22 protein-coding genes and 1 pseudogene are annotated in these 23,644 nt (G+C 67.7%); 11 read left to right on the top strand and 12 right to left on the bottom strand.

Translation table 11 applies throughout. The annotated features are described in order from the left end of the window. The 3 genes and pseudogenes from H3O04_RS07115 to H3O04_RS07105 all read right to left on the bottom strand — a co-directional run. A pseudogene (locus H3O04_RS07115) lies at window positions 1-385 on the bottom strand (energy transducer TonB); the annotation flags it as partial. Window positions 386-418: 33 nt separating this feature from the next. Beyond that, window positions 419-1,465: an ABC transporter substrate-binding protein gene (locus H3O04_RS07110; RefSeq protein ID WP_011694573.1), complete on the bottom strand. Its 1,047-nt coding sequence runs from the start codon at window positions 1,463-1,465 to the stop codon at window positions 419-421. 50 nt (window positions 1,466-1,515) lie between these two features. Further along, window positions 1,516-2,688: an LLM class flavin-dependent oxidoreductase gene (locus H3O04_RS07105; protein ID WP_202587409.1), complete on the bottom strand. Its 1,173-nt coding sequence runs from the start codon at window positions 2,686-2,688 to the stop codon at window positions 1,516-1,518. A 441-nt stretch (window positions 2,689-3,129) separates the two neighbouring features. On the opposite strand from H3O04_RS07105, the gene H3O04_RS07100 reads away from it, so the two are divergent. Genes H3O04_RS07100 through H3O04_RS07085 form a run of 4 tightly spaced genes read left to right on the top strand, consistent with a single transcriptional unit; the run spans window position 3,130 to window position 6,973 of the window. Further along, a complete protein-coding gene (locus H3O04_RS07100; protein ID WP_053526278.1) occupies window positions 3,130-4,206 on the top strand; it encodes an ABC transporter substrate-binding protein in 1,077 nt (358 codons plus the stop codon). Window positions 4,207-4,237: 31 nt separating this feature from the next. Further along, a complete protein-coding gene (locus H3O04_RS07095) occupies window positions 4,238-5,344 on the top strand; it encodes a PhnD/SsuA/transferrin family substrate-binding protein (protein WP_124482940.1) in 1,107 nt (368 codons plus the stop codon). After that, window positions 5,344-6,162, top strand: coding sequence for an ABC transporter permease (locus H3O04_RS07090; RefSeq protein WP_077218057.1), 819 nt, complete (start codon window positions 5,344-5,346; stop codon window positions 6,160-6,162). The genes H3O04_RS07095 and H3O04_RS07090 overlap by 1 nt, the downstream gene beginning before the upstream one ends. Window positions 6,163-6,184: 22 nt before the next feature. Further along, window positions 6,185-6,973, top strand: coding sequence for an ABC transporter permease (locus H3O04_RS07085; RefSeq protein ID WP_202587408.1), 789 nt, complete (start codon window positions 6,185-6,187; stop codon window positions 6,971-6,973). Here the strand turns inward: H3O04_RS07085 and H3O04_RS07080 are convergent. Continuing rightward, window positions 6,964-8,097: a sigma-54 interaction domain-containing protein gene (locus H3O04_RS07080; protein ID WP_124548054.1), complete on the bottom strand. Its 1,134-nt coding sequence runs from the start codon at window positions 8,095-8,097 to the stop codon at window positions 6,964-6,966. The two genes, H3O04_RS07085 and H3O04_RS07080, sit on opposite strands and share 10 nt — an antisense overlap. 120 nt (window positions 8,098-8,217) lie before the next feature. After that, window positions 8,218-8,898: a class II aldolase/adducin family protein gene (locus tag H3O04_RS07075; protein WP_011694566.1), complete on the bottom strand. Its 681-nt coding sequence runs from the start codon at window positions 8,896-8,898 to the stop codon at window positions 8,218-8,220. Window positions 8,899-9,274: 376 nt separating this feature from the next. On the opposite strand from H3O04_RS07075, the gene H3O04_RS07070 reads away from it, so the two are divergent. The 7 genes from H3O04_RS07070 (at window position 9,275) to H3O04_RS07040 (ending at window position 16,148) form a co-directional block, all read left to right on the top strand. Continuing rightward, complete coding sequence (locus tag H3O04_RS07070; RefSeq protein WP_202587407.1) at window positions 9,275-10,558, top strand: lipase family protein; 1,284 nt, start codon at window positions 9,275-9,277, stop codon at window positions 10,556-10,558. 142 nt (window positions 10,559-10,700) lie between these two features. Beyond that, complete coding sequence (locus tag H3O04_RS07065; protein ID WP_011694564.1) at window positions 10,701-10,991, top strand: co-chaperone GroES; 291 nt, start codon at window positions 10,701-10,703, stop codon at window positions 10,989-10,991. A 12-nt stretch (window positions 10,992-11,003) separates the two neighbouring features. Beyond that, on the top strand, window positions 11,004-12,644 hold the full coding sequence (gene groL / locus H3O04_RS07060) for a chaperonin GroEL (protein ID WP_006479755.1): 1,641 nt from the start codon (window positions 11,004-11,006) through the stop codon (window positions 12,642-12,644). Between the two features lie 263 nt (window positions 12,645-12,907). Next, window positions 12,908-13,720 (top strand): hypothetical protein, encoded by an 813-nt coding sequence (locus H3O04_RS07055; RefSeq protein WP_124591407.1) that lies wholly within the window; start codon window positions 12,908-12,910, stop codon window positions 13,718-13,720. A 161-nt stretch (window positions 13,721-13,881) separates the two neighbouring features. Next, window positions 13,882-14,496, top strand: a complete 615-nt coding sequence (locus H3O04_RS07050) for a LysE family translocator (RefSeq protein WP_124591406.1) — start codon at window positions 13,882-13,884, stop codon at window positions 14,494-14,496. A 198-nt stretch (window positions 14,497-14,694) separates the two neighbouring features. Then, window positions 14,695-15,216 (top strand): PTS sugar transporter subunit IIA, encoded by a 522-nt coding sequence (locus H3O04_RS07045; RefSeq protein WP_202587406.1) that lies wholly within the window; start codon window positions 14,695-14,697, stop codon window positions 15,214-15,216. Between the two features lie 47 nt (window positions 15,217-15,263). After that, window positions 15,264-16,148, top strand: coding sequence for an amino acid kinase family protein (locus H3O04_RS07040; protein ID WP_202587412.1), 885 nt, complete (start codon window positions 15,264-15,266; stop codon window positions 16,146-16,148). 80 nt (window positions 16,149-16,228) lie between these two features. On the opposite strand, the gene H3O04_RS07035 is transcribed toward H3O04_RS07040, so the two are convergent. The 7 genes from H3O04_RS07035 to H3O04_RS07005 all read right to left on the bottom strand — a co-directional run bounded on the left by H3O04_RS07035 (window position 16,229) and on the right by H3O04_RS07005 (window position 23,575). Beyond that, window positions 16,229-18,238 carry a family 2A encapsulin nanocompartment cargo protein cysteine desulfurase gene (locus H3O04_RS07035; protein WP_202587405.1) on the bottom strand — a complete coding sequence of 670 codons (2,010 nt, stop codon included), beginning with the start codon at window positions 18,236-18,238 and terminating at the stop codon, window positions 16,229-16,231. Beyond that, the gene (locus tag H3O04_RS07030) at window positions 18,213-19,145 is read right to left on the bottom strand and encodes a family 2A encapsulin nanocompartment shell protein (protein WP_006479760.1); all 933 of its coding nucleotides are present in this window, start codon (window positions 19,143-19,145) and stop codon (window positions 18,213-18,215) included. The genes H3O04_RS07035 and H3O04_RS07030 overlap by 26 nt, the downstream gene beginning before the upstream one ends. Before the next feature lie 136 nt (window positions 19,146-19,281). Then, window positions 19,282-19,503 carry a helix-turn-helix domain-containing protein gene (locus H3O04_RS07025; protein WP_006484517.1) on the bottom strand — a complete coding sequence of 74 codons (222 nt, stop codon included), beginning with the start codon at window positions 19,501-19,503 and terminating at the stop codon, window positions 19,282-19,284. A gap of 8 nt (window positions 19,504-19,511) precedes the next feature. Then, window positions 19,512-20,450, bottom strand: a complete 939-nt coding sequence (gene epsC, locus H3O04_RS07020; protein WP_011694557.1) for a serine O-acetyltransferase EpsC — start codon at window positions 20,448-20,450, stop codon at window positions 19,512-19,514. A 28-nt stretch (window positions 20,451-20,478) separates the two neighbouring features. Continuing rightward, window positions 20,479-20,949: a rhodanese-like domain-containing protein gene (locus H3O04_RS07015; protein WP_006479763.1), complete on the bottom strand. Its 471-nt coding sequence runs from the start codon at window positions 20,947-20,949 to the stop codon at window positions 20,479-20,481. Between the two features lie 357 nt (window positions 20,950-21,306). Then, window positions 21,307-22,707, bottom strand: coding sequence for an amidase family protein (locus H3O04_RS07010; RefSeq protein ID WP_202587404.1), 1,401 nt, complete (start codon window positions 22,705-22,707; stop codon window positions 21,307-21,309). 76 nt (window positions 22,708-22,783) lie between these two features. Next, the gene (locus H3O04_RS07005) at window positions 22,784-23,575 is read right to left on the bottom strand and encodes an alpha/beta fold hydrolase (RefSeq protein WP_202587403.1); all 792 of its coding nucleotides are present in this window, start codon (window positions 23,573-23,575) and stop codon (window positions 22,784-22,786) included. Window positions 23,576-23,644 lie beyond the last annotated feature (69 nt).

Here is a 23,644-nt window from a genome sequence, read left to right as displayed (position 1 = left end):
GTACGGCCGCGCGCGGCTTCGGTGGGGTCGGCGCCTGCTTCAACGGCTTCGGCGGCACGACCGGCGGCGGCGGTTGCGCGGCCTGCGGCAGCGGTTCGGGCGGCCGCGTCAGCTCGACCGTCATCGGCAACGGCCGCGGCGGCTGCACGGGCGGTGCGGCAGGCACGCGCGCGGCCAGCAGCGCGACGCCCGCATGCAGCGCCGCGATGGCCAGCGCAATCGCCGCCGCGCCACGCCATCCGTTCGCCGGTGCGGCCCGTGCGTCGACCTGCGCGGACGGCGGCAACGACGGCGGCCGCGCAACCGCCGCCACCGTGCGCGGCGCCGCACGTGCCGCATGCCGGCGCGCGGGCGGCGCGCCGTATTCGATCGTCAGCCCTGTCATGTTCGACTCCTTGCAATGACACGCCGCGGCGCGCTACGCGACCCACGCATGGCGGTGCCGGTCGATCTGCGTGAACGGCGCCGGATCGATCCACGCGCGCGCGTCGAAATCGTGTTCGAGAAAGCCCCACTCGACGAGAAAATCCTTGAATGCGACCAACCCGTCGATCGACGTCGGCGCGAGCCCGGTCTCCAGATGGCGATGCACGTCCGCGCCATACGCGTAGCGCACCCACTCGTCGGATGCACGCGTTTCGCGGCCGATATACGCGACCGTCTCCGCCGGATGGCGCGCGGCCCAGTCACCCGCACCGACCACGACCGACAGGAAGCGGCTCACGAGATCGGGGCGTGCGTCGATCAGCGCGCGGTCGACGGTCAGCGTGCGCGGCGTGCCGTTGCCGATCCGCACCAGCGGATCGGGATGCGCGCCGAGATCGATGACGACCTGCGCGTCGATCAGATGCACGGTTTCCAGCCCGGCCACGCCCTTCACGAACACCGCGTCGACGTCGCCGCGCACGAGCGCCGCGATTTCGAGCCCGTATTCGTGCGGGCCGCGCGTGAACGACGCGGGCCCGGTGTGGCGCTCGCGCGTGTCGGGCAGGTCGACCCATTCGGCGTCGCCGTGGCCGAGCCCTTCCAGCTCGAGCGCGCTCAGGAACCCCTTCAGCGCGGCCGCGCGCCAGAAGTCGATGCTGATCGGATGGCGCGGCAAGCCGAGCCGCCGGCCGCGCAGGTCGCGCGCGGTGCGGATGCCGCGCTCGGGCAGCGTGACGATCGCCTGGAATTCGTTGGTCCACGACAGGCCGATCACGCGCGTATCGGCGCCGCGGGCCCGCGCCCACAGCGCGGGAATGTTGCCGCCCTGCCGGAACGAGTGCGGCAGGCTGTGATCGAAGTGCGATTCGCGCTTGTCGGCGTCGGCCGTCTCCTGCAGCGAATGGAGTGCGATGCCGTCCGGCCCGAACTCCTCGTCGAACCAGCCGCGATGCACGGCGATGCCGAGCGCGGTCGGCACCGGGCAGCGCGTGTACCAGAGTGCGTCGCAAGCCGTGGCCTGCGCAGCGAGTGTCGTCATGGTGAGTGTCCTTGTCGTTGTCATGGGTGCGTGGCGGCGGGCCGCCGCGCTCAGGCGCCGGCCACGCGCAGCGCCGCCTGCGTGCCGCGCGCGTTCAGCGCGCCGTCGACGAGCGGCAGCACTTCCTCGCCCACGCGGTACGCTTCTTCGAGGTGCGGGTTGCTCGCGAGGATGAACGTCGACACGCCGATCTCGACGTATTCCGCGAGCCGCTCGGCCACCTGCTCGTGGCTGCCGACGATCACGCAGCCGGGGCCGCCGCGGATCTGCGACATCCCGGCCCACAGGTTCGGGCCGACGATCAGGTCGTCGAAGTGCTGCGTGTTGCCCTGGTGCAGCGCGAACTGGCGTTTCGCGCCGATCGATTCCGACGCTGCGCCGCGCCCGCCGAAGCCGTTGCGCGTCGTGTCGCCCACCGTCGCGAACATCTGCCGCAGCTCGGCCCACGCCTGCTCCTCGGTCTCGCGCGCCAGGATGTCGATGCGCATGCCGAAGCGCAGGTCGCGCTCGGCGTTCTGCCGGTCGAGCGCGCGGCGCGCCGCATCGATCACTTCCTTCTGCTTCGCGAGCGGCTCGCCCCAGCTCAGGTGCACGTCGCCGTGCTTCGCGGCGACCGCGAGCGCCGCGTCGCTCGCGCCGGCCAGATAGATCCGCGGCGGTTTCTGGCCGCTCAGCGGCGGCAGCAGACCGCCCTCCTCGACGCGATAGAAGCGGCCGTCGAACGTGAACGGCGCGCCGGCCGCGACGCCCTTCACGACATCGAGGAATTCGTCGGTGCGCGCATAGCGGCTGTCGTGATCGATGAAGTCGCCGTACGCACGCTGGTCGGGCCCGCCGCCGCCCGTGACGACGTTCCACTCGACGCGGCCGCGGCTTATCCGCTGCAGGCTCGCGGCCATCTGCGCCGCATAGACCGGATGCACGAAATGCGGCTGCAGCGCGATCAGCAGGCGCAGCCGGCGCGTCTCGCGCGCCAGCGCGGCCGCCACGACCCACGGTTCCTCGGTGAAGCGGAAGATCGGAATCAGCGCGCCGTGGAAGCCGGCGATGTCGGCCGCGCGCGCGACCTGCGACAGATAGTCGATGTAGCCGAACGCGTCGTCGTCGACTTTCGGTGCGACACGCGACGCGCGCTGGCGATTCCATTCGCCGCGCGTATGCAGATCGTGTGCGCGCCGGCCGTCGCCGTGCATCGGCAGGCGCCACAGAAATTCAACAGCCATCGGGATTCTCCTTGTCGGCCCGTTCGGATTGCGTGCGGCACCGGCGTGCCGCGCGTTTGTAGCGCTGTAAAGCACGCGGTGTGCCAACGGGTTCGCCGCGACATGCGCGAAGCCGCCGGCGAATGCGCGCGGCGCCTTGCGGGTCGGGCGTGCGCGACGATTCGAATCATGTGCGCCGGGTGCCGCCGGACATGTCGCGACACGCACCCGTGCCGCTGCTGCTTCCGCCGCACCGGTGCTGCGCGCGCAACAGCGCCCGACGCGACTGTTGCTCACGCAACAACGCAGGGAACTGCCGCCATGCCGAGCATCGCCCGTGAGGTCCGCGCCGCCGGCCGCACGGCGGTCGCCGTTCACTGGCCCGGAACTTGCAACGTGGAACGGCCCGCGCGAGCGACACCGCGCCTCGACCACGCTTACCCAGACAGGGGAATCTCACACATGACAGACAGGCCCGATTCGTCATCGGACAAGCAGCAGACGTTCTGGTACGCCCGATCGCCGGTGCCGACGCCGCTCGGCATCGCCGTGCACCTCGGCTGGCTCAACGGCGAGACCTCGGCCGACGGCGTCGCGATCCGCTCGCCGCGCGGCGCCACGCGGCACGACGTGTCGTCGATCAGCGACCACACGCTCGCGCAGTCGTTTCGTCAGGGCGGCAGCATCCCCGCGATGTGGGCGCGCTCGAACGACGCGAACACACGCGTGATCGGGTTGTCGTGGGTCGACGAATCGCAGCTGATCCTCGCGCGCCCCGAGTCGGGCATCCGCTCCGTGAAGGCGTTGCGCGGGCGCCGGATCGCGATTCCGAGCCGCCCCGACGATCGCATCGACATCTTTCGCGCGTCGGCGCTGCGCGGCTTCGTCAATGCGCTGAGCCTCGACGGGCTGACGCTCGGCGACGTCGAACGCGTCGACGTGCGCGCCCGCACGCTGCAAGCCGTCGGGCCGGCGCGCGCGGCGAGCCTGTTCGCGTCGCCGCAAGGCTTTTCGAGCCGTGCGCTGTATGCGGCCGAAGCCGGCGCGCTGCTGCGCGGCGAAGTCGACGCGATCTACGTGAAGGGTTCGACGGGCCTCGAGATCGCGCAACTGATCGGCGCACACGTCGTGATCGACATCGGCTTTCATCCGGAGCGCTCGATCCGCAACAACAACGGCACGCCGCGCCCGCTGACCGTCAACGCGGACGTGCTCGCGAACCACCCCGACATCGTCGCCGGCTTCCTGAAACTCGTGGTCGCCGCCGGCGAATGGGCCGGCACGCATCCCGAGGAAACCGCGCACTACGTGGCCGGCGAAACCGCGTCGTCGATCGACTGGGTGCGCGCCGCGTACGGCAACCAGTTGCACCGGCATCTCGGCATCAATCTCGACGACGAATCGGTCGCCGCGCTCGACGAGTTCAAGACGTTCCTGCACGACCACGGTTTTCTGGAAGCCGATTTCGACGTCGCCGACTGGATCGATCCGCGCCCGCTCGCCGACGTGCTGCGGCCGTCGTTGCAGAAGCGCGCGTGAGCCCCTTTCACGTTCACTGCTCCGGACCATCATGAAACCCACACTCTCCCTCGCGTCGCTGCATCGCCCGCTGCGCGCGCTGCTCGCCGCGCTACCGTTGGCCGTCGCATCGCTCGTCACGCCCGCCGCCCACGCGCAAGACGCGCCCAAGGTCGTGCGGATCGCCGTCGTCGCGTATTCGAGCGGCGGCAAGACGCAATACGCGGGCGCATCCGCGCTGATCGACGCCGACAAGTCGCTCGAAAAAGCGCTCGCCGCGCGACACGTGACGCTGCAATGGGTGCCGGTGTCGACCGCCGCGGTCGGCACGCTCGTCAACGAGGCATTCACAAACGGCAGCATCGATTTCGCCGGCTACGGCGACCTGCCGTCGGTGGTCGTCAACGCGTCGGGCACGCACACGCGCCTGATCGTGCCGGGCGGCGTCGGCAGCAATACCTATCTGGTCGTGCCGGCCGGCTCGAGCGCGAAGTCGATCGTCGACCTCAAGGGCAAGCGCATCGCACTCAATCGCGGCCGGCCGTGGGAAGTGCCGTTCAGCAAGCTGCTCGCCGAGAACGGGCTGAAGCTGTCCGACTTCAGGATCTACAACCTCGATCCGCAGGCCGGCGCGGCGGCCGTCGCGGCCGGCCGCGTCGACGGCTTCTTCACGCTGTCCGACGCGTATTCGCTCGTCGACAAGAACGTCGGCAAGATCATCTGGTCGACCAAGCGCGCGCCCGACGACTGGAAGATGCGCGCGGAACTGTGGGCGTCCGACGATTTCGTGCGGCGCTACCCCGACATCACGCAGATCGTCGCGACGGCCTACGTCCGGGCCGCGCACTGGATCTCGCAGCCGCAGAACCGCGACGCGTACGTGAAGATCCTGAGCGCGTCCGGCCAGCCGGAAAGCGTCGTGCGCCGCGAATACGCGGACGAAGCGACGCCGTGGAAGGAGCAATGGACGCCGCTCTTCACGCCGGCGTTGACCGGCCACTACCGCGATGTCGTCGCGTACAGCCGCCAAGCCGGGCTGACGTCCGCGCCGGTCGACGTGAACGCGCTGCTCGCGCCGACCTTCGTGTCGACCGCGCTCAAGCAGCTCGGCCTCGACGGCTACTGGCGCGCCGACGCCCCGCGCGTCGCAAGCCGCTGATGGCGACGCGCGCCCTCGCGCCGAACGGCTTGCGCGCGGCGGTTCGCCTGCCGGGCGTCGCGCGGCTCGGCGACCACGCGCTGTGGTGGATCACGCCCGTCGCATTCGCCGCGCTGTGGTGGCTCGCTAGCGCGCAGCGCTGGTTTCCGCCGCAGCTCGTCGTGCCGCCCGAGCGCCTCGCGGCGACGCTGCGCACGCTGCTCGACACCGGCGAACTGCGCGATAACTTGTCGATCACGCTGCACCGCCTCGTGCTCGGTTTTGCGATCGGCGCGACCAGCGGCGCCGCATTCGGCATCCTGCTCGCACGCAGCCGGCTGTTCGCCGACTACCTGCGGCCGACCTTCGACCTGTTGCGGCAATTGCCCACGCTCACATTGATTCCGCTGCTGATCCTGCTGATCGGCGTCGACGAACCGTTGAAGCTCGTCGTGGTCGGCAAGGCCGTGTTCTTCCCGGTCGCACTGGCCGCGTACACGGGCGTGCACGACGCGCCGCGCGATCTCGTCGAGATGGCGCGCCACTACGGGCTCGGCCGCTTCGCGCTGCTGCGCGACGTGCTGCTGCCGGCCGCGCTGCCGCCGCTGCTCACCGGCGTGCGGATCGCGCTCGCGCGTGCGTGGCTCGCGCTCGTCGCGGTCGAGCTGCTCAGCGCGGACAGCGGCATCGGTCAGATGATGGAACTCGCCCGGCAGATGCTGCGGCTCGACGTGGTGCTCGTCGACGTCGCGGTAATCGGGCTGATCGGCTTCGCGCTCGACCGCTCGATCGCACTCGTCCAACGTTATGCGCTGCGCTGGCAGACGCCCGCGCGCTGACCCTGACCGGAACCGCTTCGGCATGACCTTCGTTACCCGCGTTGCCTCGCTCGCCCCGCTGCGCCGCCGCGCGCGCGGCCTCGTCGTACCGGCGCTGCTGCTGGCCGCCTGGCAAACCGCCTCGTCCGGCGACGCGGCCCATCAATATGCGTTCGTGCCGCTGCAGCAGGTCGGCGCCGCGCTCGTCGAACTTGCACGCAGCGGCGAACTCGCGACCGATCTCGGCGCGAGCCTGCGCCGCGCGACGCTCGGGCTCGGCTTCGGCGTCGCGTTCGGGCTCGTGTTCGGCGCGGCGATGGCGCGTTCGACGCTCGCGCGCAAGCTCGGCGAACCGGCGTTCCAGGCGCTGCGCTACGTACCGCTGCTCGGCCTGATTCCGCTGCTGAGCCTGTGGGCCGGCACCGGCGAATTCGCGAAGGTGTTCATCATCGCGCTGGCCGCGTTCTACCCGATGACCACCGCCAGCTTCGACGGGTTGCGCCGCGTCGATCCGCGCTACGTCGAACTCGCGCAGTCGTATCGCCTGACCCGCATCGGCCTGTGGCGCGACGTGCTGATCCCCGGCGCGTTGCCCGACCTGTTCGCGGGCGTGCTGCAGGCCGTGCCGTTCGCGTGGATCACCGCGACCAGCAGCGAGCTGCTGTTCAATACGGGCGCCGGCGTCGGCAGCCTGATGCAGAACGCGCAGGCCGGCGCGCGCGCCGACGTGCTGCTGGTGTGCGTGCTGGGCGTGACGGCGTTGGCCGTCGGCATGAGTGCGTTATGCGAGCGGATCGCCCAGCGCGCGCTGCGCTGGCGCGATCACGCCTGACGGCGCAGCCGCGCGCCGGTGTCGGCGTCGCCGCCGTCGCCCGCGTCGCGCGGCTTCAGGATGCCGAGCTGCGCGAGCCGGGCACGCACGATGTTGCGCGACTGGTCGAGCAGGCGTGACATCCGCAGCTGGTTGTGCTCGCTGTAGTCGAACACGCTGCGATACACGGTGTCCTCGATGTGCTGCCACAGCGCCGGCGTGCCGAGATCCAGCAGTTCGATCACCGCGTGGCGCAGCGCGTCGGTCGCTTCGGCCACGTCGCGCGCGCGGCGCGGCGGCGCGGCGGCCGTGCCTGGTGCGTCGGCCGGGTCGGGTGCGAGTGACAGCGCGGAGAATTGCAGGTCGCCGACGTCGATCGCGCCGCCTGCGCAGATCAGCACCGCGTGGTGAATCACGTTCTCCAGTTCGCGGATGTTGCCGGGCCATGCATGCGCATGTAGCCGCGCGCGCGCGGCGTCGGTCAGCGTCGGCGCGGCCACGCGCAGCCGCTTCGCGTAGGTGTCGATGAAGTGTTCGATCAGCGGCGCGATGTCGCCCGGCCGCTCGCGCAGCGGCAACAGGCTCAGCTTCACGACGTTGAGCCGGTAGTACAGATCCTCGCGGAAATTGCCCGCGCGCACCGCGGCTTCGAGATTCACGTTGGTCGCCGCGACGAGCCGCACGTCGATCTTCACGGTCTTGCGCGAGCCGACCGGCGTCACCTCGCGCTCCTGCAGCACACGCAGCAGCTTGACCTGCGCGGACAGCGGCAGGTCGCCCACTTCATCGAGAAACAGCGTGCCGCGATTCGCGGATTCGAACCAGCCGGGCTGGCTGTTGATCGCGCCGGTGAACGCGCCGCGCTCGTGGCCGAACAGCTCGCTTTCGATCAGCGTTTCCGAAAAAGCCCCGCAGTTGACCGCGACGAACGGCCCGTCGTGGCGCTCGCTCAGCGAATGCACGAGGCGCGCGATCAGCTCCTTGCCGGTGCCGCTCTCGCCGGTGACGAGCACCGTCGCATCGCTCGGTGCGACGAGCTGGATGCGTTCGAGCAGCACCCGCGATTTGGGATCGTCGAACGTCAGTGCCTTCGCGCGAATCGTGATCGCGTGCGAAGTCGGGTCCGGCAAGCTGAAGATGGCCATGGCACGACCGGCGTGTTGAACGGGGAAGGTTCGACGATAGCAAGGCGCACGCCGGCCACGAACCAATTCATCGAGCTATCGGTATGACGGCGGCCGGATTGCGCCGGCCGCCGCGCGGCATCATGCGAGGCCGGTCATCTTCCATTGCTGTTCGAGCGCGCCCGGCCCGAATTCGAGCGAGCCGCCGAGCGGTTCCGCGAGCGCCTGGAAGTACGCGGCTTCCTCGAGGATCAGGATGTACTTCGACACGTCGAGGATCGACTTGCCCCAGAACGTCGCGCCGCCGTTCGCCTCGATGATCGCCGGCACGTCGGGATCGCGCCGGATCGTGTCGACGATGAAGCGCGGCTCGCCGGGGCGGCGATCGACGTAGACGGGGATTTCGCGTGCCCGCGTATAGCGCGCGGCCGGCGCGTAACGGATCGGCAGCGGACGATGCGCGCTCGCCCATGCGCCGAGATACGGGCCGTGGACATGAATCACCACGTCGACTTCCGGCACCTCGCGAAATACGCCCGCGTAGCGTGGGCCGTTGCCGCCCGCGCGCGCATCGCCGTGCAACACGTCGCCGTCGAGCGTCACGACGACCGGCTGGATCTCCCGCGACGCGGCCCACGGGCTCGGCGCCGACAGCGCGACGACGAGCTCCGTGCCCGGCACGCGCTGAAACGCCTGGAACGTGTTGGTGGCGCTGAGCGTGCGCGTTTCCTTCAGCACGCGCTCGGCCTGCGCGAATTCGCGCGTGGCGCGCTCGACGAATGCCACGAGTTCGCCGCTGTCGATGGCTTGGGTGACGGACATGAGGAAGGTTCCTTGATCGGTTGAACGGATGGGCTCGCGTCGCAACGCCGCGACGCACGGTCGACGAATCAGCAGCAATCGTGCCAGCGCGGCGATGGGCATCTCGAGGGCCGGCTGACGCGGCGCAGGCATGCGACGCCCGACTTGCGGCGTGCAGCCTGCGCCAGCGCATCTGTTGCGCAAGCAACACCGTGCCGGCCGGGATTGCTGCGCGACACGCAGTCAGTGCGTGTGGATGATGCGCGCGGCATCGATCCATCGCTCCGCCATACCGCGCGTTGCGTACGCAACGACCCCGCTGGTTCGAAACTTGCATCGCACTCGGCCCGCGCCGGCCTTACCCGGCGTATCCGCTCTCACCGACCTTCATCCAGCCATGACGCTTCTTTCCCTGCGCGGCATCGCCGCGCGCACGCTGCTCGTATCGGCACTCGCCGTGTCTTCCGTCATTTCGCTCGCGGCGTCGCCGGGCCGTGTCCCCGCCCCGGACCCGCTACAGGGCGACGGCCGCGTATCCGCGTTCTACACGTGGGACCGCGACGTTCCGGCCACGCCCGGCGCGCTGCTGCGCACCGAAGCGCTGCCCGCGACGCTCGGGCTCGCGAGTGCCGCGCGGCAATTGCGCATCCTGTACGCATCGACCGACGGCGTCGGCGGCCGCACGCCGATCGCGGTGTCGGGCGCGCTGTTCCTGCCGCGCGGCACGCCGCCGGCCGGCGGCTGGCCGATCGTCGCGTGGGCGCACGGCACGTTCGGGATGGCCGACATCTGCGCGCCGTCATGGTTCGGCCGCTCGTATCGCGACGTGCGCTACCTGAACGCGTGGCTTCAGCAAGGGTTCGCGGTGGTCGCCACCGACTATCAGGGCCTCGGCACGCCCGGCCCGAATCCGCAGCTCAACAACCGCTCGAACAGCTATACGCTGCTCGACAGCGTGCGCGCGGTGCTCGTCGGCGTGCCGGGCCTCGCGAACGAGGTCGTGCTGGTCGGCCAGTCGCAAGGCGGCTCGGCCGTGATCGCGGCGGCCGGTTATGCGCCGGTCTATGCGCCCGAACTGGCGATCCGCGCGACCGTCGCGACCGGCACGATCTACAACGCGTCGCGCGCCACACTCGCATCGCTGCCGAAGTTCGAGACGGCCTACCGGCGCGATCCCGAACGCGTCGATCCGACGCTCGCGTATCAGTTCTACTCGGTGCTGTCCGCGCAGCAGATCGACCCGTCGCTGCGCGCCGACGAGGTGCTGACCGATACCGCACTGCCGATCCTCGAACAGTCGCGCATCAGCTGCCTCGCATCGCTCGAGGACGATGCGGCGCTCGCGCACCTCACGCACGCGAACACCGTGAAGCCGGGCGGCGATGCGCGGCTGAAGGCATGGTGGGACGACTACCTGAAGTACCCGACGCTGAAGATCGCGACGCCCGTTTTCATCGGCGCGGGTGCGGACGACGGGCTCGCGCCGCTCGAACTCGCGCTCGCCAGGGACGCCTGTGCGGCGGGCACGACGGTCGAAGCGCATCTGTATGCGGGCCGCGAACACAACGGCACCGTGAACGCATCGCTCGCCGATTCGATTCCATTCGTGAAGCGCGTGCTGGCCGGCGAGACGATCCGCCCGGTGTGCTCGCCGGTCCCGCAGCCCGCCGTGTCGCAATAACGGGCTCACCGCGCTTTGCACGACGGCGCGAATGCTTGTGCAAATCCGTTATTGGATTGCACCGCCATGCATTTTTATACTCGTCAGCACTCTCTGTTAAAGAGTGCCAGCCAATTTCGACAGAACAGGACAGGACGAAAAAATGAGCCTACGCCCCTTGCACGATCGCGTGATCGTGAAGCGACTCGATCAGGAAACCACCACCGCGTCGGGCATCGTGATCCCCGACAGCGCCGCCGAAAAGCCCGACCAGGGCGAAGTGATCGCCGTCGGCCCCGGCCGCAAGGACACGGACGGCCAGCGCATCGTGCCCGACCTGCAGGTCGGTGAACGCGTGCTGTTCGGCAAGTACGCGGGGCAAGCCGTCAAGGTGGACGGCAACGAGTTTCTCGTGCTGCGCGAAGAAGACATCGTCGCGGTCGTCAATCAATAACGGAGCGCAATCATGGCAGCCAAGGAAATTCTTTTCAGCGACATCGCACGGTCGAAGCTGACCGAAGGCGTGAACATCCTCGCGAACGCGGTGAAGGTCACGCTCGGCCCGAAAGGCCGCAACGTCGTGCTCGAACGCAGCTTCGGTGCCCCTGTCGTCACGAAGGATGGCGTGTCGGTCGCGAAGGAAATCGAACTCGCGGACAAGCTGCAGAACATCGGCGCGCAACTCGTGAAGGAAGTCGCGTCGCGCACCAGCGACGCAGCCGGCGACGGCACGACCACGGCCACCGTGCTCGCGCAGGCGATCGTCCGTGAAGGCCAGAAATACGTCGCGGCCGGGCTCAATCCGCTCGACCTGAAGCGCGGCATCGACAAGGCCGTCACGTCGGCCGTCGAGGAATTGAAGAAGATCAGCAAGCCGACCACCACGAGCAAGGAAATCGCGCAGGTCGCGACGATCTCCGCGAACGGCGAGGAGTCGATTGGCCAGCGCATCGCGGAAGCGATCGACCGCGTCGGCAAGGAAGGCGTGATCACCGTCGAGGACGGCAAGTCGCTCGCCGACGAGCTCGACGTCGTCGAAGGGCTGCAATTCGATCGCGGCTACCTGTCGCCGTATTTCATCAACAATCCGGACAAGCAGATCGCCGAGATCGAAAGCCCGTACATCCTGCTGCACGACAAGAAGATCTCGAACATCCGCGACTTGCTGCCGGTGCTCGAACAGGTCGCCAAGTCGGGCCGGCCGCTGCTGATCATCGCGGAAGACGTCGAAGGCGAAGCGCTCGCGACGCTCGTCGTGAACAACATCCGCGGCATCCTGAAGACGGTCGCGGTCAAGGCGCCGGGCTTCGGCGACCGCCGCAAGGCGCTGCTCGAGGACATCGCGATCCTCACCGGCGGCCAGGTGATCGCCGAGGAAACGGGCCTGACGCTCGAGAAGGCCACGCTGGCTGAACTGGGCCAGGCGAAGCGCATCGAGGTCGGCAAGGAAAACACGACCGTGATCGATGGCGCAGGCGATGCGAAAAACATCGAAGCCCGCGTGAAGCAGATCCGCGTGCAGATCGAAGAAGCCACCTCCGACTACGACCGCGAGAAGCTGCAGGAACGCGTCGCGAAGCTCGCGGGCGGCGTGGCGGTGATCAAGGTCGGCGGCGCGACCGAAATCGAGGTGAAGGAGAAGAAGGACCGCGTCGACGACGCGCTGCACGCCACGCGCGCGGCCGTCGAGGAAGGCATCGTGCCGGGCGGCGGTGTCGCGCTGATCCGCGTGCGGCAGGCGATCCGCGAACTGAAGGGCGCGAACGCCGATCAGGACGCAGGCATCAAGATCGTGCTGCGCGCCCTCGAGGAACCGCTGCGCCAGATCGTCACGAATGCGGGCGAGGAAGCGAGCGTCGTCGTCGCGAAGGTCGCGGAAGGCACGGGCAATTTCGGCTACAACGCGCAGACGGGCGAGTACGGCGACCTCGTCGAATCGGGCGTGCTCGATCCGACCAAGGTCACGCGCACCGCGCTGCAGAACGCGGCGTCGGTGGCCGGGCTGCTGCTGACGACCGATGCGACCGTATACGAAGCGCCGAAGGATGCGGCGCCGGCCGCCGCACCGGGCGGCCCGGGTGCGGGCGGGCCGGGGTTCGATTTCTGACAATGTCTGAAAGGACCGTTTCAGAAATAGGTCCAGCAACGCTGCAACAAACACAACGCGTGGCGATTTTTGTCGTCACGTGTTGTGTTTTTGAGCCAACCCACCGACATAATCTACGTCGGCATGAGCAACGCATCCCTTCAAATCACATCGTATGTGCCGCCTTGTCAAACTACTTCACACCATCCTCACGGAAATCTTGCTAAACGCACAACCCTAAAGATTCGTACATTGGTGCCGAAAAAACGGATTTTGGAGCGAATATGATGCTCGCGTTCCTGAACGCCGTGATGTCAGCCAATTTACTGACTCTCTCAATGACGGTGTTTGTTGTTCTAACAATTTTCCTTACAAGTGAAGATATCAGCAAGGCAGGCGCAATCCTACTTGGATCTGTACTGATCGCTCAGGCGGGGTGGACTGCCTATCAAATTCAAGTTCGTTGGTTACCAATCGCTGAAGCAATGACCGCCGCGAAGGTCGCAACCAACTTTCGAATGTCTCCGGAGCAAGTCAAGACATTCACAAGCTCAGCAAATTTCCTCCTTTGGATCATTCCCTTTGCCACTGCCTCGTGGGGAACTAACATTATCTCGGACGCTATCAGTCGCAATTTTACATACCGAGAAAAATGGTCCGCCCCTCATCTTGCGTGGAAAGTTGTAGTCTTTATTGTTTCAGTACCGATCGGGCTGATTTCGCTGATTCTGTCATTTCGACGCGATGAAACCTCGGAAACCGACACTCGATCGGACGAGTCTCCCCGCAGATCGTTGCGCAGGTCCTCTCGTGCCTTGATCCGATTGCTCGCAAACCTTCCGCAGTTTCATAAAGATGAGTCCAACGACGACCTTGTGAACCTGCTGGATGGGTCGGTCGTCCGTGCGGTTCGCCTAGACGATAATGAATTTGGCTGCTACCTGTCGGTTAAATGGCCGAATCAAGCAACCGCAATCAGAGTAGATGGTGATCGATACGTTCAACTCCAAATCAAAACCGCAGACACGCTCGGCCACGATACAACCGGTCTGAGGCACAAAGCAAAACGCTATGTCGACGAAGTCCTTGGCATCTAGTGAAATGCTCGTTCTGGTCTGACACGTAGAGCGCCCCAGCGCTGCCAGTGGCATCGCAATCAGAGGAGCTGATTCTCGAGTATGGGATCTACGGCGGCCCAATGAAAAGCAACGCCGGCGCACTCAAGTAAGATGACCGTGATCCGGCCATCCCCAACACCATGTCGCCCATCGCCAATACCCTGCTGCCGCTTGCCGGCGTCCTGCTGCTGAGCGTCGCCAGCCCGGGCCCGAATTTCGTGATCGTCACGTCGACCGCCGTCCTGTCGCGCCGCGCCGGCATGATGACGGGGCTCGGCCTCGCCGCCGCGTCGGGCACCTGGGCCGCGATCGCGATCGCCGGGCTGAGCCTGCTCGTCACGCATGTCGCGTGGGTTCACACCGCGCTGCGGCTGGCGGGCGCCGCCTACCTGATCTGGCTCGGCCTGAAAATGATCGTGACCGCGCGCCAGCCGTTGCCCGCTTCCGCGCCGGCCGCGCTGTCCGACTGGCGCGCGGCTAGGAAAGGCTACGTCGTCAGCATGACGAACCCGAAATCCATCGCGCTCTACGGCAGTATCTTTGCGCTGATGGTGCCGGCTCATGCGCCGGCGTGGCTCGATCTGTCGGTCGTCGTGCTGTCGATCGCGATTTCGGCCGCGTGGTATTGCACGATGGCGCTGCTCGCGTCGCATCCGTCGGTACGCCGGCTGCTGGTCCGGCGCAAGGCCGTGCTCGATACGGCGGCCGGGCTGCTGCTGATGGGCGTGGGTGGGCGGATGCTGGCAGGACGCTGACCCTCTGCGTCCTTGTCCTTTTTTCGGAGCCCTCACCGCTTGGTTGCCATGCTGCACCAGCGCGCGTCCGTGACCGTGCGGGCGCGGCTCCATCGGTGCCCGATACGAAATTTTAATGCCCGGCCCCCGCGTATCTGACACCGTCTTTACGCGCGGTTGACTAGAATTTCCGTGTCATCCCGACACGGAGCAATCCGCATGCAAACGCAGCTGGCCGCCGTCGGCGGCCAACCCGACCTCTCGCACCGACGCGGCGGCACGCCGTGCACGACCCGGCTCACCGATGCCTGTCCGCCGGACAACATCCTGCTCGACGTGCCCGTGGAAGGCGCGATTCAATTGTTCGACCTCGTCGCATGCCATGTCGCGCGCGGCAGCGGCGTCTCCGCGGAGCGGATCGGGGACGAACTGATCAAGCGCGAACGACTCGGCTCGACCGGCCTCGGGCAAGGTGTCGCGATTCCGCATGCACGCGTCGACGGGCTCGGTTCGGCCGTCGCGCTGTTCGTTCGTACGCGGCACCCGTTCGCGTTCAATGCACCGGATCGCAAGCCCGTGGGCGAATTCGTCGTGCTGGTGCTGCCGCTCGCGGACGACCGCGCGCACCTCGAACTGCTCGCCGATGCCGCGCGATGGTTCGGCGAACGCGCGATCCGGCAGGCGTCACGCGACGCGCAAACGCCCGACGAGATTCATCGGCTCATGCAGCGCACTGTTTGACCAGGCATCGCGTAACGACAGGTATCCCCTTCATATTTCGGATTCCCATGTTCCCAGACCCAGAAACTTCCACGCAACGCGTGGCCGGCTTGGCCCGCTCACTGCCGTTCATGCGGGCGCTGCACGGACAGCGCGTCGTCATCGTCGACGGCGGTGCCGCCAGCGACGCCCACACGCGCTCCTGCTTCGCGCAGGATATTGCGCTGCTCGCGCTCACCGGCATCCGCCCGATCGTCGTCCAGAGCGTACCCGCCGCGTCCGACGCGAAATCGGTCCACACGACACACGCCGCCATGGCCGGCGTCAACCATGAACTGGTGCGCCTGATCGGCAGTCACGGCGCCCGGGCGATCGGCATCGACGGTCACGACGGCGGCCTGCTGGTCGCCAGCGCCGAATCTGACAGCGCGAACACGAGCACGGTCGCGCGGTTCGACGTCACCGCGTTGAACGCGTTTCTCGACAACGGACTGGTGCCGGTCGTGATGCCGGTCGCACCGGACGACGCGGGCCATGATCGGCTGCTGCGCCCTGAACGGCTCGGCAGCCTGCTCGCGCAACGCACGGGCGCCGTCTCGTTGGTGATGATGGTCGACAAAGGGTTGCTGCACGAACTTGGCGAGCTCGTCGGGCTGTACGGCATCACGGAGCTGGAGCAATGGCTCGCCGAGCATCCGGCCGCCGACGCGGCGCCGTGCGTACGGGACGCGCTCGATGCGCTCGCACACGGCGTGCAGAATGTCCATCTCGCCGATATCGGGCAACCCGAATCGCTGATCGACGAGCTGTTGACGGAGGAGGGATCGGGCGTGGTGTTCTGCCGACGCGGCAACACCGATCTGCTGTCGGAGATCCGCCGCTACTTCGCCGATTCGGCGTGCGTGCTGCGAGACGGGTTCAGTGTCGAGCAGAAGCCGGTCGTGCGCTTCTGACCAGGTAGCATAAAAACGCTTGCGGCGGCCCGCGAAGGCCGCCGCAAGCGGGCAACATCAACATCAGCGCAACGAAAACGTCAGCGCCGCGCCGCCAGTCTCCTGACGACACTCACCAGCGCATCGACTTCATCGCACGTGTTGTAGAACGCGAGCGACGGCCGCACCGTGGCTTCGAGCCCGAAGCGCCGCAGGATCGGCTGCGCGCAGTGATGCCCCGAGCGCACCGCGATGCCCTCTTCGTTCAGCGCCTGCCCGACTTCCTCGGTCTCATAGCCCTTCAGCACGAACGACAGCACGCTCGCCTTGTCACGCGCGGTGCCGACGAGCCGCACGCCCGGCACCGGCGCGAGCACACTCGTTGCATACGCAAGCAGATCGTGCTCGTAGCGAGCGATGTTCTCGATGCCGACACGGTTTACGTAGTCGAGTGCCGCGCCGAGCCCCACCGCATCCGCGATGTTGCCGGTGCCGGCTTCGAAGCGGTTCGGCGGCGGCTGGAACACCGTGCGCTCGAACGTCACGTCCGCGATCATGTTGCCGCCACCCTGCCACGGCGGCATGTCGTCGAGGATCGCGCGCTTGCCGTACACCACGCCGATCCCGGTCGGCCCGTAGATCTTGTGCCCGGAGAAAACGAAGAAATCCGCGTCGAGCGCCTGCACGTCGACACGCATGTGCGAGATCGACTGCGCACCGTCGACCAGCGCCTTCGCGCCCGCGCGATGCGCAAGCTCGACGATTTCCTTCACCGGCACGACCGTGCCGAGCGCGTTCGACACCTGCGTGACCGACACGATCTTCGTGCGATCGTTGAGCAGCTTCCGGTATTCGTCGAGCAGCACCTGCCCCGAATCGTCGACCGGAATCACGCGCAGCTTCGCGCCCTTGAGCGCGGCAAGCTGCTGCCACGGCACGATGTTCGCGTGATGCTCGAGATTCGACACGACGATCTCGTCGCCCTCGCCGACGTTCTGCACGCCCCACGTCTTCGCGATCAGGTTGATCGCCTCGGTCGTGCCGCGCACGAACACGATCTCGTCGGGCGACGATGCGCCGATGAAGCGCTGCACCGTTTCCCGTGCATGCTCGTACGCATCCGTCGCGCGGCCGGCCAGTGCGTGCGCCGCGCGGTGGATGTTCGAGTTCTCGTGTGCGTAGAAGTACGCGAGGCGGTCGATCACGGCCTGCGGCTTGTGCGTCGTCGCCGCGTTGTCGAACCAGACGAGCTGCTTGCCGTTCACGCGCTCCTGCAGGATCGGGAAATCGCGGCGGATCGCGTTCACGTCGAACGGCGGATGAGCGCCACGATACAGCTGGCCTTGCGGCTCGGCTGCGTGCGCATCGTCGATGAAATAACGCGGCACATCCGCGCCCGATGCGCCCGATGCACGCGACACCGGCACGTCACGCTGCACGGCGAGCAGCGCGCGCAGCGCGTCGTCGCCCGGCAACCCGAACGCTTCCGGCGACGCGAGGCTGTTCGACGGCACGACGATGTCCTGCGGCGTCCCCTGCCAGCCCTGCAGCGAACCGTCGGTGAAGTAGTACGGCGACGCCTTCGCCGCGCCTTCCGGTGCCGGCGCATTCACCTGCGGCACGCCGAGCGCCGCGCCGCCGACCCGCGGTTCGAGCGCGGGCGCGATCGATACGACGTTGTCGGGCAACCCGTTCTGCGCGGCCGCATGCGGCGCGAGCGCGGGTGCGCGGTTGCCGAGCGACAGCACGTGCGTGGGCGCGGACGGCGCGAGGTTCGCACCCGGTACCTTGCCTTGCGGCAGCGCGAGCCCCGGTACACCGGTGCCCGCCCCGCCCGGGCCTGCGAGCGGCGAACCGCCCGGCACCGGGTTGCTCACCGACGCGAGAATCGGCGCCGCGGCCGGCAAGGCCGACGGCACGCCGCCGACCGCGCCGCTGCCCGCCGACAACCCGGGCGCGGTGGCCTGCCCGGGCGGCGTCGCGAAGAACTCGGACGCGAGCCGCGCGAGCGTCGCCGGGTCGGGCAAGCCGGCCGGCAGCGGCGCATGCGGCAACGCGTGCGCGTCGCCGCCGGCCAGGCCGGGATTAACGGTAGGTGTCGGGATAGTCATGGAACTTGGCGATTTCGACGTCATCGAGGACAGCCAGCGCATCCGGCGAATGGACCGCGAGCGAGCAATACAGCGAGATCAGGTACGACGCGATCGCCTGGTTGTTGATCCCCATGAAGCGCACCGACAGGCCCGGCCCCTGCTCGCCGGCGACGCCAGGCTGATACAGGCCGACGACGCCCTGACGCTTGTCGCCGACGCGCAGCAGCAGGATCTTGGTCTTGCCGTCCGCGACCGGCACCTTGTCCGACGGAATCAGCGGAATGCCGCGCCACGTCAGGAATTGCGAGCCGAACAGGCTGACCGTCGGCGGCGGCACGCCGCGCCGCGTGCATTCGCGGCCGAACGCGGCGATCGCGAGCGGGTGCGTGAGGAAAAACGCCGGCTCCTTCCACACCTTCGTCAGCAGCTCGTCGAGATCGTCCGGCGTCGGCGCGCCCGTCAGCGGGAAGATCCGCTGTTCGTCGGTCACGTTCGCGAGCAGCCCGTAGTCGGGGTTGTTGATCAGCTGGCTTTCCTGCAGCTCCTTGATCGTCTCGATCGTCAGGCGCAGCTGTTCCTTGATCTGGTCATGAGGACTGCTGTAAAGATCTGAGATCCGCGTATGCACGTCGAGCACCGTGCTCACCGCGTTCAGGAAGTACTCGCGCGGCTGTTCCTCGTACGGCACGAACGTCTGCGGCAGCACGCTTTCGTCCTCGAGCTGCGTGCACGCGGCACGCACGGCTTCCGGGTTCTTCACCTGGTTCAGGCGATAGATGCCGGCCTCGACCGGCACCCATTGCAGCAGATGGGTCAGCCAGCGCGGCGTGATCGTGGAAAGCTGGGGGACGGTCTTGGTAGCGTTCGCTAGTTGGCGGGCGGCGTGATCGCTCAGCGCAGCCGTGCCGCTTGCAACGGTCGACATGTGTGGCTCCGGGTTCTTAAGATGAAAAACGGGATTGCTTATGACGCTGGGTGATTATCGGAAGCACGCCCCTGCCGGCTCAACATGCTATAGCCGTCAGGTCATGCACCCGAAAGGGGAAACGGTGCGAGCGGCCTCAGGTGACGTACGCGCCCGGCAGCAGCGTCGAGATCGACACGTCGAATGCGCGCGCGATCTTGTCGGCCGTGACGATCGACGCGATCGCCTCGCCGCGCTCGATCTCGCCGACGTACGAGCGGTTCAGCCCGGCATGCTCGGCCAGTTGCTCCTGCGACCACGTGCGCGCTTCGCGCAGCTTGCGCACGGTGGCACCGAAGTGATGGATGAGGTCGCTCATCGCGCCTCCTAGGCGACGCGCGCCGCCGTGCGCGGCGCGGCGTTCGCTTCGCTGCGCAGCACGGCCTGCGTGACGTTTTCGCCGGCCGGCACGTCCTGCGTGAGCCACACGTTGCCGCCGATCACCGCGCCGCGCCCGATCGTCACGCGGCCGAGGATCGTTGCGCCCGCATAGATCACCACGTCGTCCTCGACGATCGGATGGCGTGCGAGCCCTTTCTCCAGATGGCCGGCCGCATCCCGCGGGAAGCGCTTCGCGCCGAGCGTGACGGCCTGGTACACGCGCACGCGCTCGCCGATGATCGCCGTCTCGCCGATCACGACGCCCGTGCCGTGATCGATGAAGAAGCCCGCGCCGATGCGCGCGCCCGGATGAATGTCGATGCCCGTTTCCGCATGCGCCTGCTCGGCGATGATCCGCGCGAGCAGCGGCAGGCCGAGCCCGTACAGTTCGTGCGCGAGCCGGTGATGAATCATCGCGAGGATGCCCGGATAGCACAGCAGCACCTCGTCGACGCTGCCGGCCGCCGGATCGCCGTGGAACGCGGCCAGCACGTCGCTGTCGAGCAGCCGGCGAATCTCCGGCAAGCGCGCGGCGAATGCCTGCACGGCCTTCGACGCGACTTCGTCGAGGTTGTCTGCCGGCCCGTCGGCATTGCGGTGACGCGCCGCGTAGCGCAATTCGAGCGTCACCTGCGTGAGCAACGCATTCAGCGCCGCGTCGAGCGCGTGGGCCACGTGGAAGTTCTCGCTCTCCTGCCGCAGGTCGGGCGGCCCGAGCCGCATCGGGAACAGCACGCCTTTCAGTGCGCCGACGATCTGCGCGAGCGCTTCGCGCGCCGGCAAATCGCGCCCGCCGGGTTCGAGCGAACGCCGCTGCTTTTCGCGCCATGCGCGACGCACCGTCTGCAGCGATTGAACGATGTCGTCGATATCGAATGCGGCCATGCTGCTTTCTCCCCGTAACCGCCGTGAATCAATCCTGCGCCCAAGGCAGGCCGCGGAAACGCCAGCCGTTCTGGCCGCCGCGATGCTGCCGCTCGTCGAGGTCGCCCTCGAAGCCTTCGAGCACATTGAAAACCTGCGTGAAACCGCCCTTCGCCGCGGCCTCGGCCGCCTGCGCCGAACGGTTGCCGCTGCGGCACAACAGCAGCACGACCGCGTCCTTGCCGGTCTTCGCTTCCAGTTCGCGCACGAAGCGCGGGTTGCGCGTCAGGCTCGTACCGGTCGCCCACGGCACGTGCAGCGACTCCGGCACGTAGCCGACGAATTTCCGTTCCTCGGTCGTGCGCACGTCCACCAGCACGGCGTCGCCCGCCGAAAACAACGCCCACGCGGTTTCCGGCGCAACGCCGCCCGCGTAGGGCTTGCCGGCCGCCAGGGCCGCCGCGCGCGCGTCTTCGAGCGCCTGTTGCGCAGCGGTTCGTTCTTGCAGTTCAACCGTCATGACACTTCCTTGTATTCTCAGATTCGTATGAACAAAGACACCGGGAATGCGGCTGTTGCAGCTTGCGTGCTGTCTATAGCCGTCAGCGCCACTATGCGAGTGCGGCCGGGGAAGCAGAACCAATAAAAATTCATTTCCTAATCAGCGCCGCGGGGAATGCAATAGCAGACGCGCGCTATCGGTGCGCGGTTGATGGCGGGTTGGGAATGGAAGACAATGACCGTTCGATGGCGTGCATCGAAGGGGTTTGAAAGGAATGGGAAGAACGATCAGCGCGGCATTCGGTGCATCGTCATGGAATCCGAAATGCGCCGGCGAAGCCACCGAGCCTCGCCGATGCATGGGTTCTTCAGGATGTCATACCACCGGGTCGACCGGCACAACCGGTGCCCCACGCGCCTCGATGTCGCGCCCGGCAAGCAGACACAGATCCTCGCGATGATGCGTGGCGACCACTTGCACGCCCACCGGCACGCCGTTCACTATCGACGTCGTCACGGCCAACCCCGGCAGCCCCATCGCGGGCAGCGCGCGCAACGTGAGCTGCGCTTCCCACACGCGATCGAACCCTTCCGGCCCTTGTCGATCGAGATCGTCGGGAAACGGCAGTTCCGATGAAACGGGCAGCAACAGCACCGGATATTCATCTAGAAACAGCCGCCATTGCCGCGTCAACGTCGTGCGCCGGACCAGCGCCCGGCTGATCACATCCGCCGGCAGATCGCGCACCTTGCCGCGCACGGCGGCGATCACCGCGGCCGCACCCGGATCGCCGTCTTGCTCCGCGGCATTCGCCAGCGCGTCGAACCCGTCGCCGAGCCAAAGCTGCTCCTGCAGCAGCGCAGCCTCGCGCATCGGCGGCGTATCGTCGATCTCGTCGACGGTCCAGCCGGCATCGACGAGCCGGCGCGCGGCATCGCGCAACGCGGCCTCGACTTCGGGCACGACCGCCAGGCCGCGCGGACGCACGCACAGCGCCGCGCGCTTCGCCACCTCGGGCCCGTCGAACGGCACCGCGACGTGCCACGGATCGCGCGGGTCCGGCACGGAGAACGCCCGCAGCGCGAGCGAGAGATCGTCGATCGTGCGCGCGATCGGCCCAGCCGCCGACATCAGTTGCGCGCCGATCGCCCGCTCCGGCGACGACGCATTGAACGCCGGCACGCGGCCGAGCGACGGCCGAATCCCGTGCACGCCGCACGCATACGCCGGGTAGCGCACCGAGCCGCCGATGTCGGTGCCGACCGCGAGCGGGCCGATTCCGGCCGCCACGGCCGCCGCCGCGCCGCCGCTCGATCCGCCCGGCGTCAGCGACCGATTGCGCGGGTTGCGCGTATGGCCATGCACGCGATTCGACGTGAACCAGCGCAGTGCGAACGTCGGCGAATTGGTACGGCCGAGCAGCACCCCGCCGGCCTTGCGGATGTTCGCGACCACCGGGCTGTCAGCATGCGCGATCAGGTTTTCCTGCAGGCGCGTGCCGTTGGTCGTCGCAAAGCCGGCCTGATCGACGTTGATCTTCACAGTGACGGGGACGCCCGCGAGCGGCCCCGGATCCTCGCCGCGCGCGATCGCACGATCGACTTCGTCGGCCTGCCGCCGCACGTCGTCGGGACGATGTTCGACCACCGCGTTGATCGCCGGATTCACGGCATCGAGACGATCGAGCACCGCGTCCGCCACTTCGCGCGCCGATACGTCGCGCTGCCGCACGCGTTTCGCGAGCTCGGTTGCCGACAGTTGCCAGAGTTCGGTCATGACTTCTCCTGGTGAAAAGACATCACGATCACGCGCGGCGCCGCACCGCCTCACGACAGCGCGGCGCCGCATTCGGTCACTGCGTATCCTGCTTTGCGCGCTCGGCGGCAGCAATGATCGCGTCGGCCACGGCCTTCGGCTGGCTCAGCATCGCGACGTGGCTGGCATTCACGCGCGTGACCGTCGCGCCGATCCGCTTCGCCATTGCCTCCTGCAGCTTCGGGTCGATCATCCGGTCCTGCGTCGCGACCACGAACGTCGACGGCTTCGCATGCCACGCCGCCTGCGTGACCTTCTCCGAGATGCACCCGCCATACCACGGCCCCTGGGTCGCGGCAACGAGGCGCTGCTGCGTGGGCGGCAGATCCGGCGCGAAATCCTGCGCGATCGCCTTGTCCGACAGCCGCGCGAAACCGCCCGCGTCCTTGCGCAGCTCGCCGGCCCATGACGGCGCCGGCAGCCCCTGCGTGACGTCCGCGATCGACTGGCCGTTGTCGGGCGCGAACGCCGCGACGTATACGAGCGACTTCACCTTGTCGTCGTTGCCCGCATCGCTGATCACGACGCCGGCCCACGAATGGCCGACCAGCACGACCGGTCCCTTCTGTTCATCGATCGTGCGCTTCGTCGCGGCCGCATCGTCGGCGAGCGAGCTCAGCGGATTCTGCACCGACACGACGTGCAGGCCGCGCGCCTCGAGCAGCGGAATCACGCGATTCCAGCTCGACCCGTCGGCGAACGCGCCATGCACGAGCACGACGTTGGTGCCCTTCAGGTCTTCCTTCGGCGCGGCCTGCGCCGCGACCGCACCGAACAGTCCGCCGATCATCGCGGCGGATACCAGAGCGCGTTTCATCAAACCGGCCATCGTCATGCTCCTTTCTTAATCGTGTCGTTGAAGTGAAGTGCTGTCTGAGCGATCGCGCCTGCATGCGGC

The sequence above is a fragment of the Burkholderia sp. KCJ3K979 genome (assembly GCF_016759955.1).
Classification (GTDB): domain Bacteria; phylum Pseudomonadota; class Gammaproteobacteria; order Burkholderiales; family Burkholderiaceae; genus Burkholderia; species Burkholderia orbicola.
Note: the sequence above shows the minus strand (reverse complement) of the source record. Positions and strands in the feature narration are given on the sequence as shown.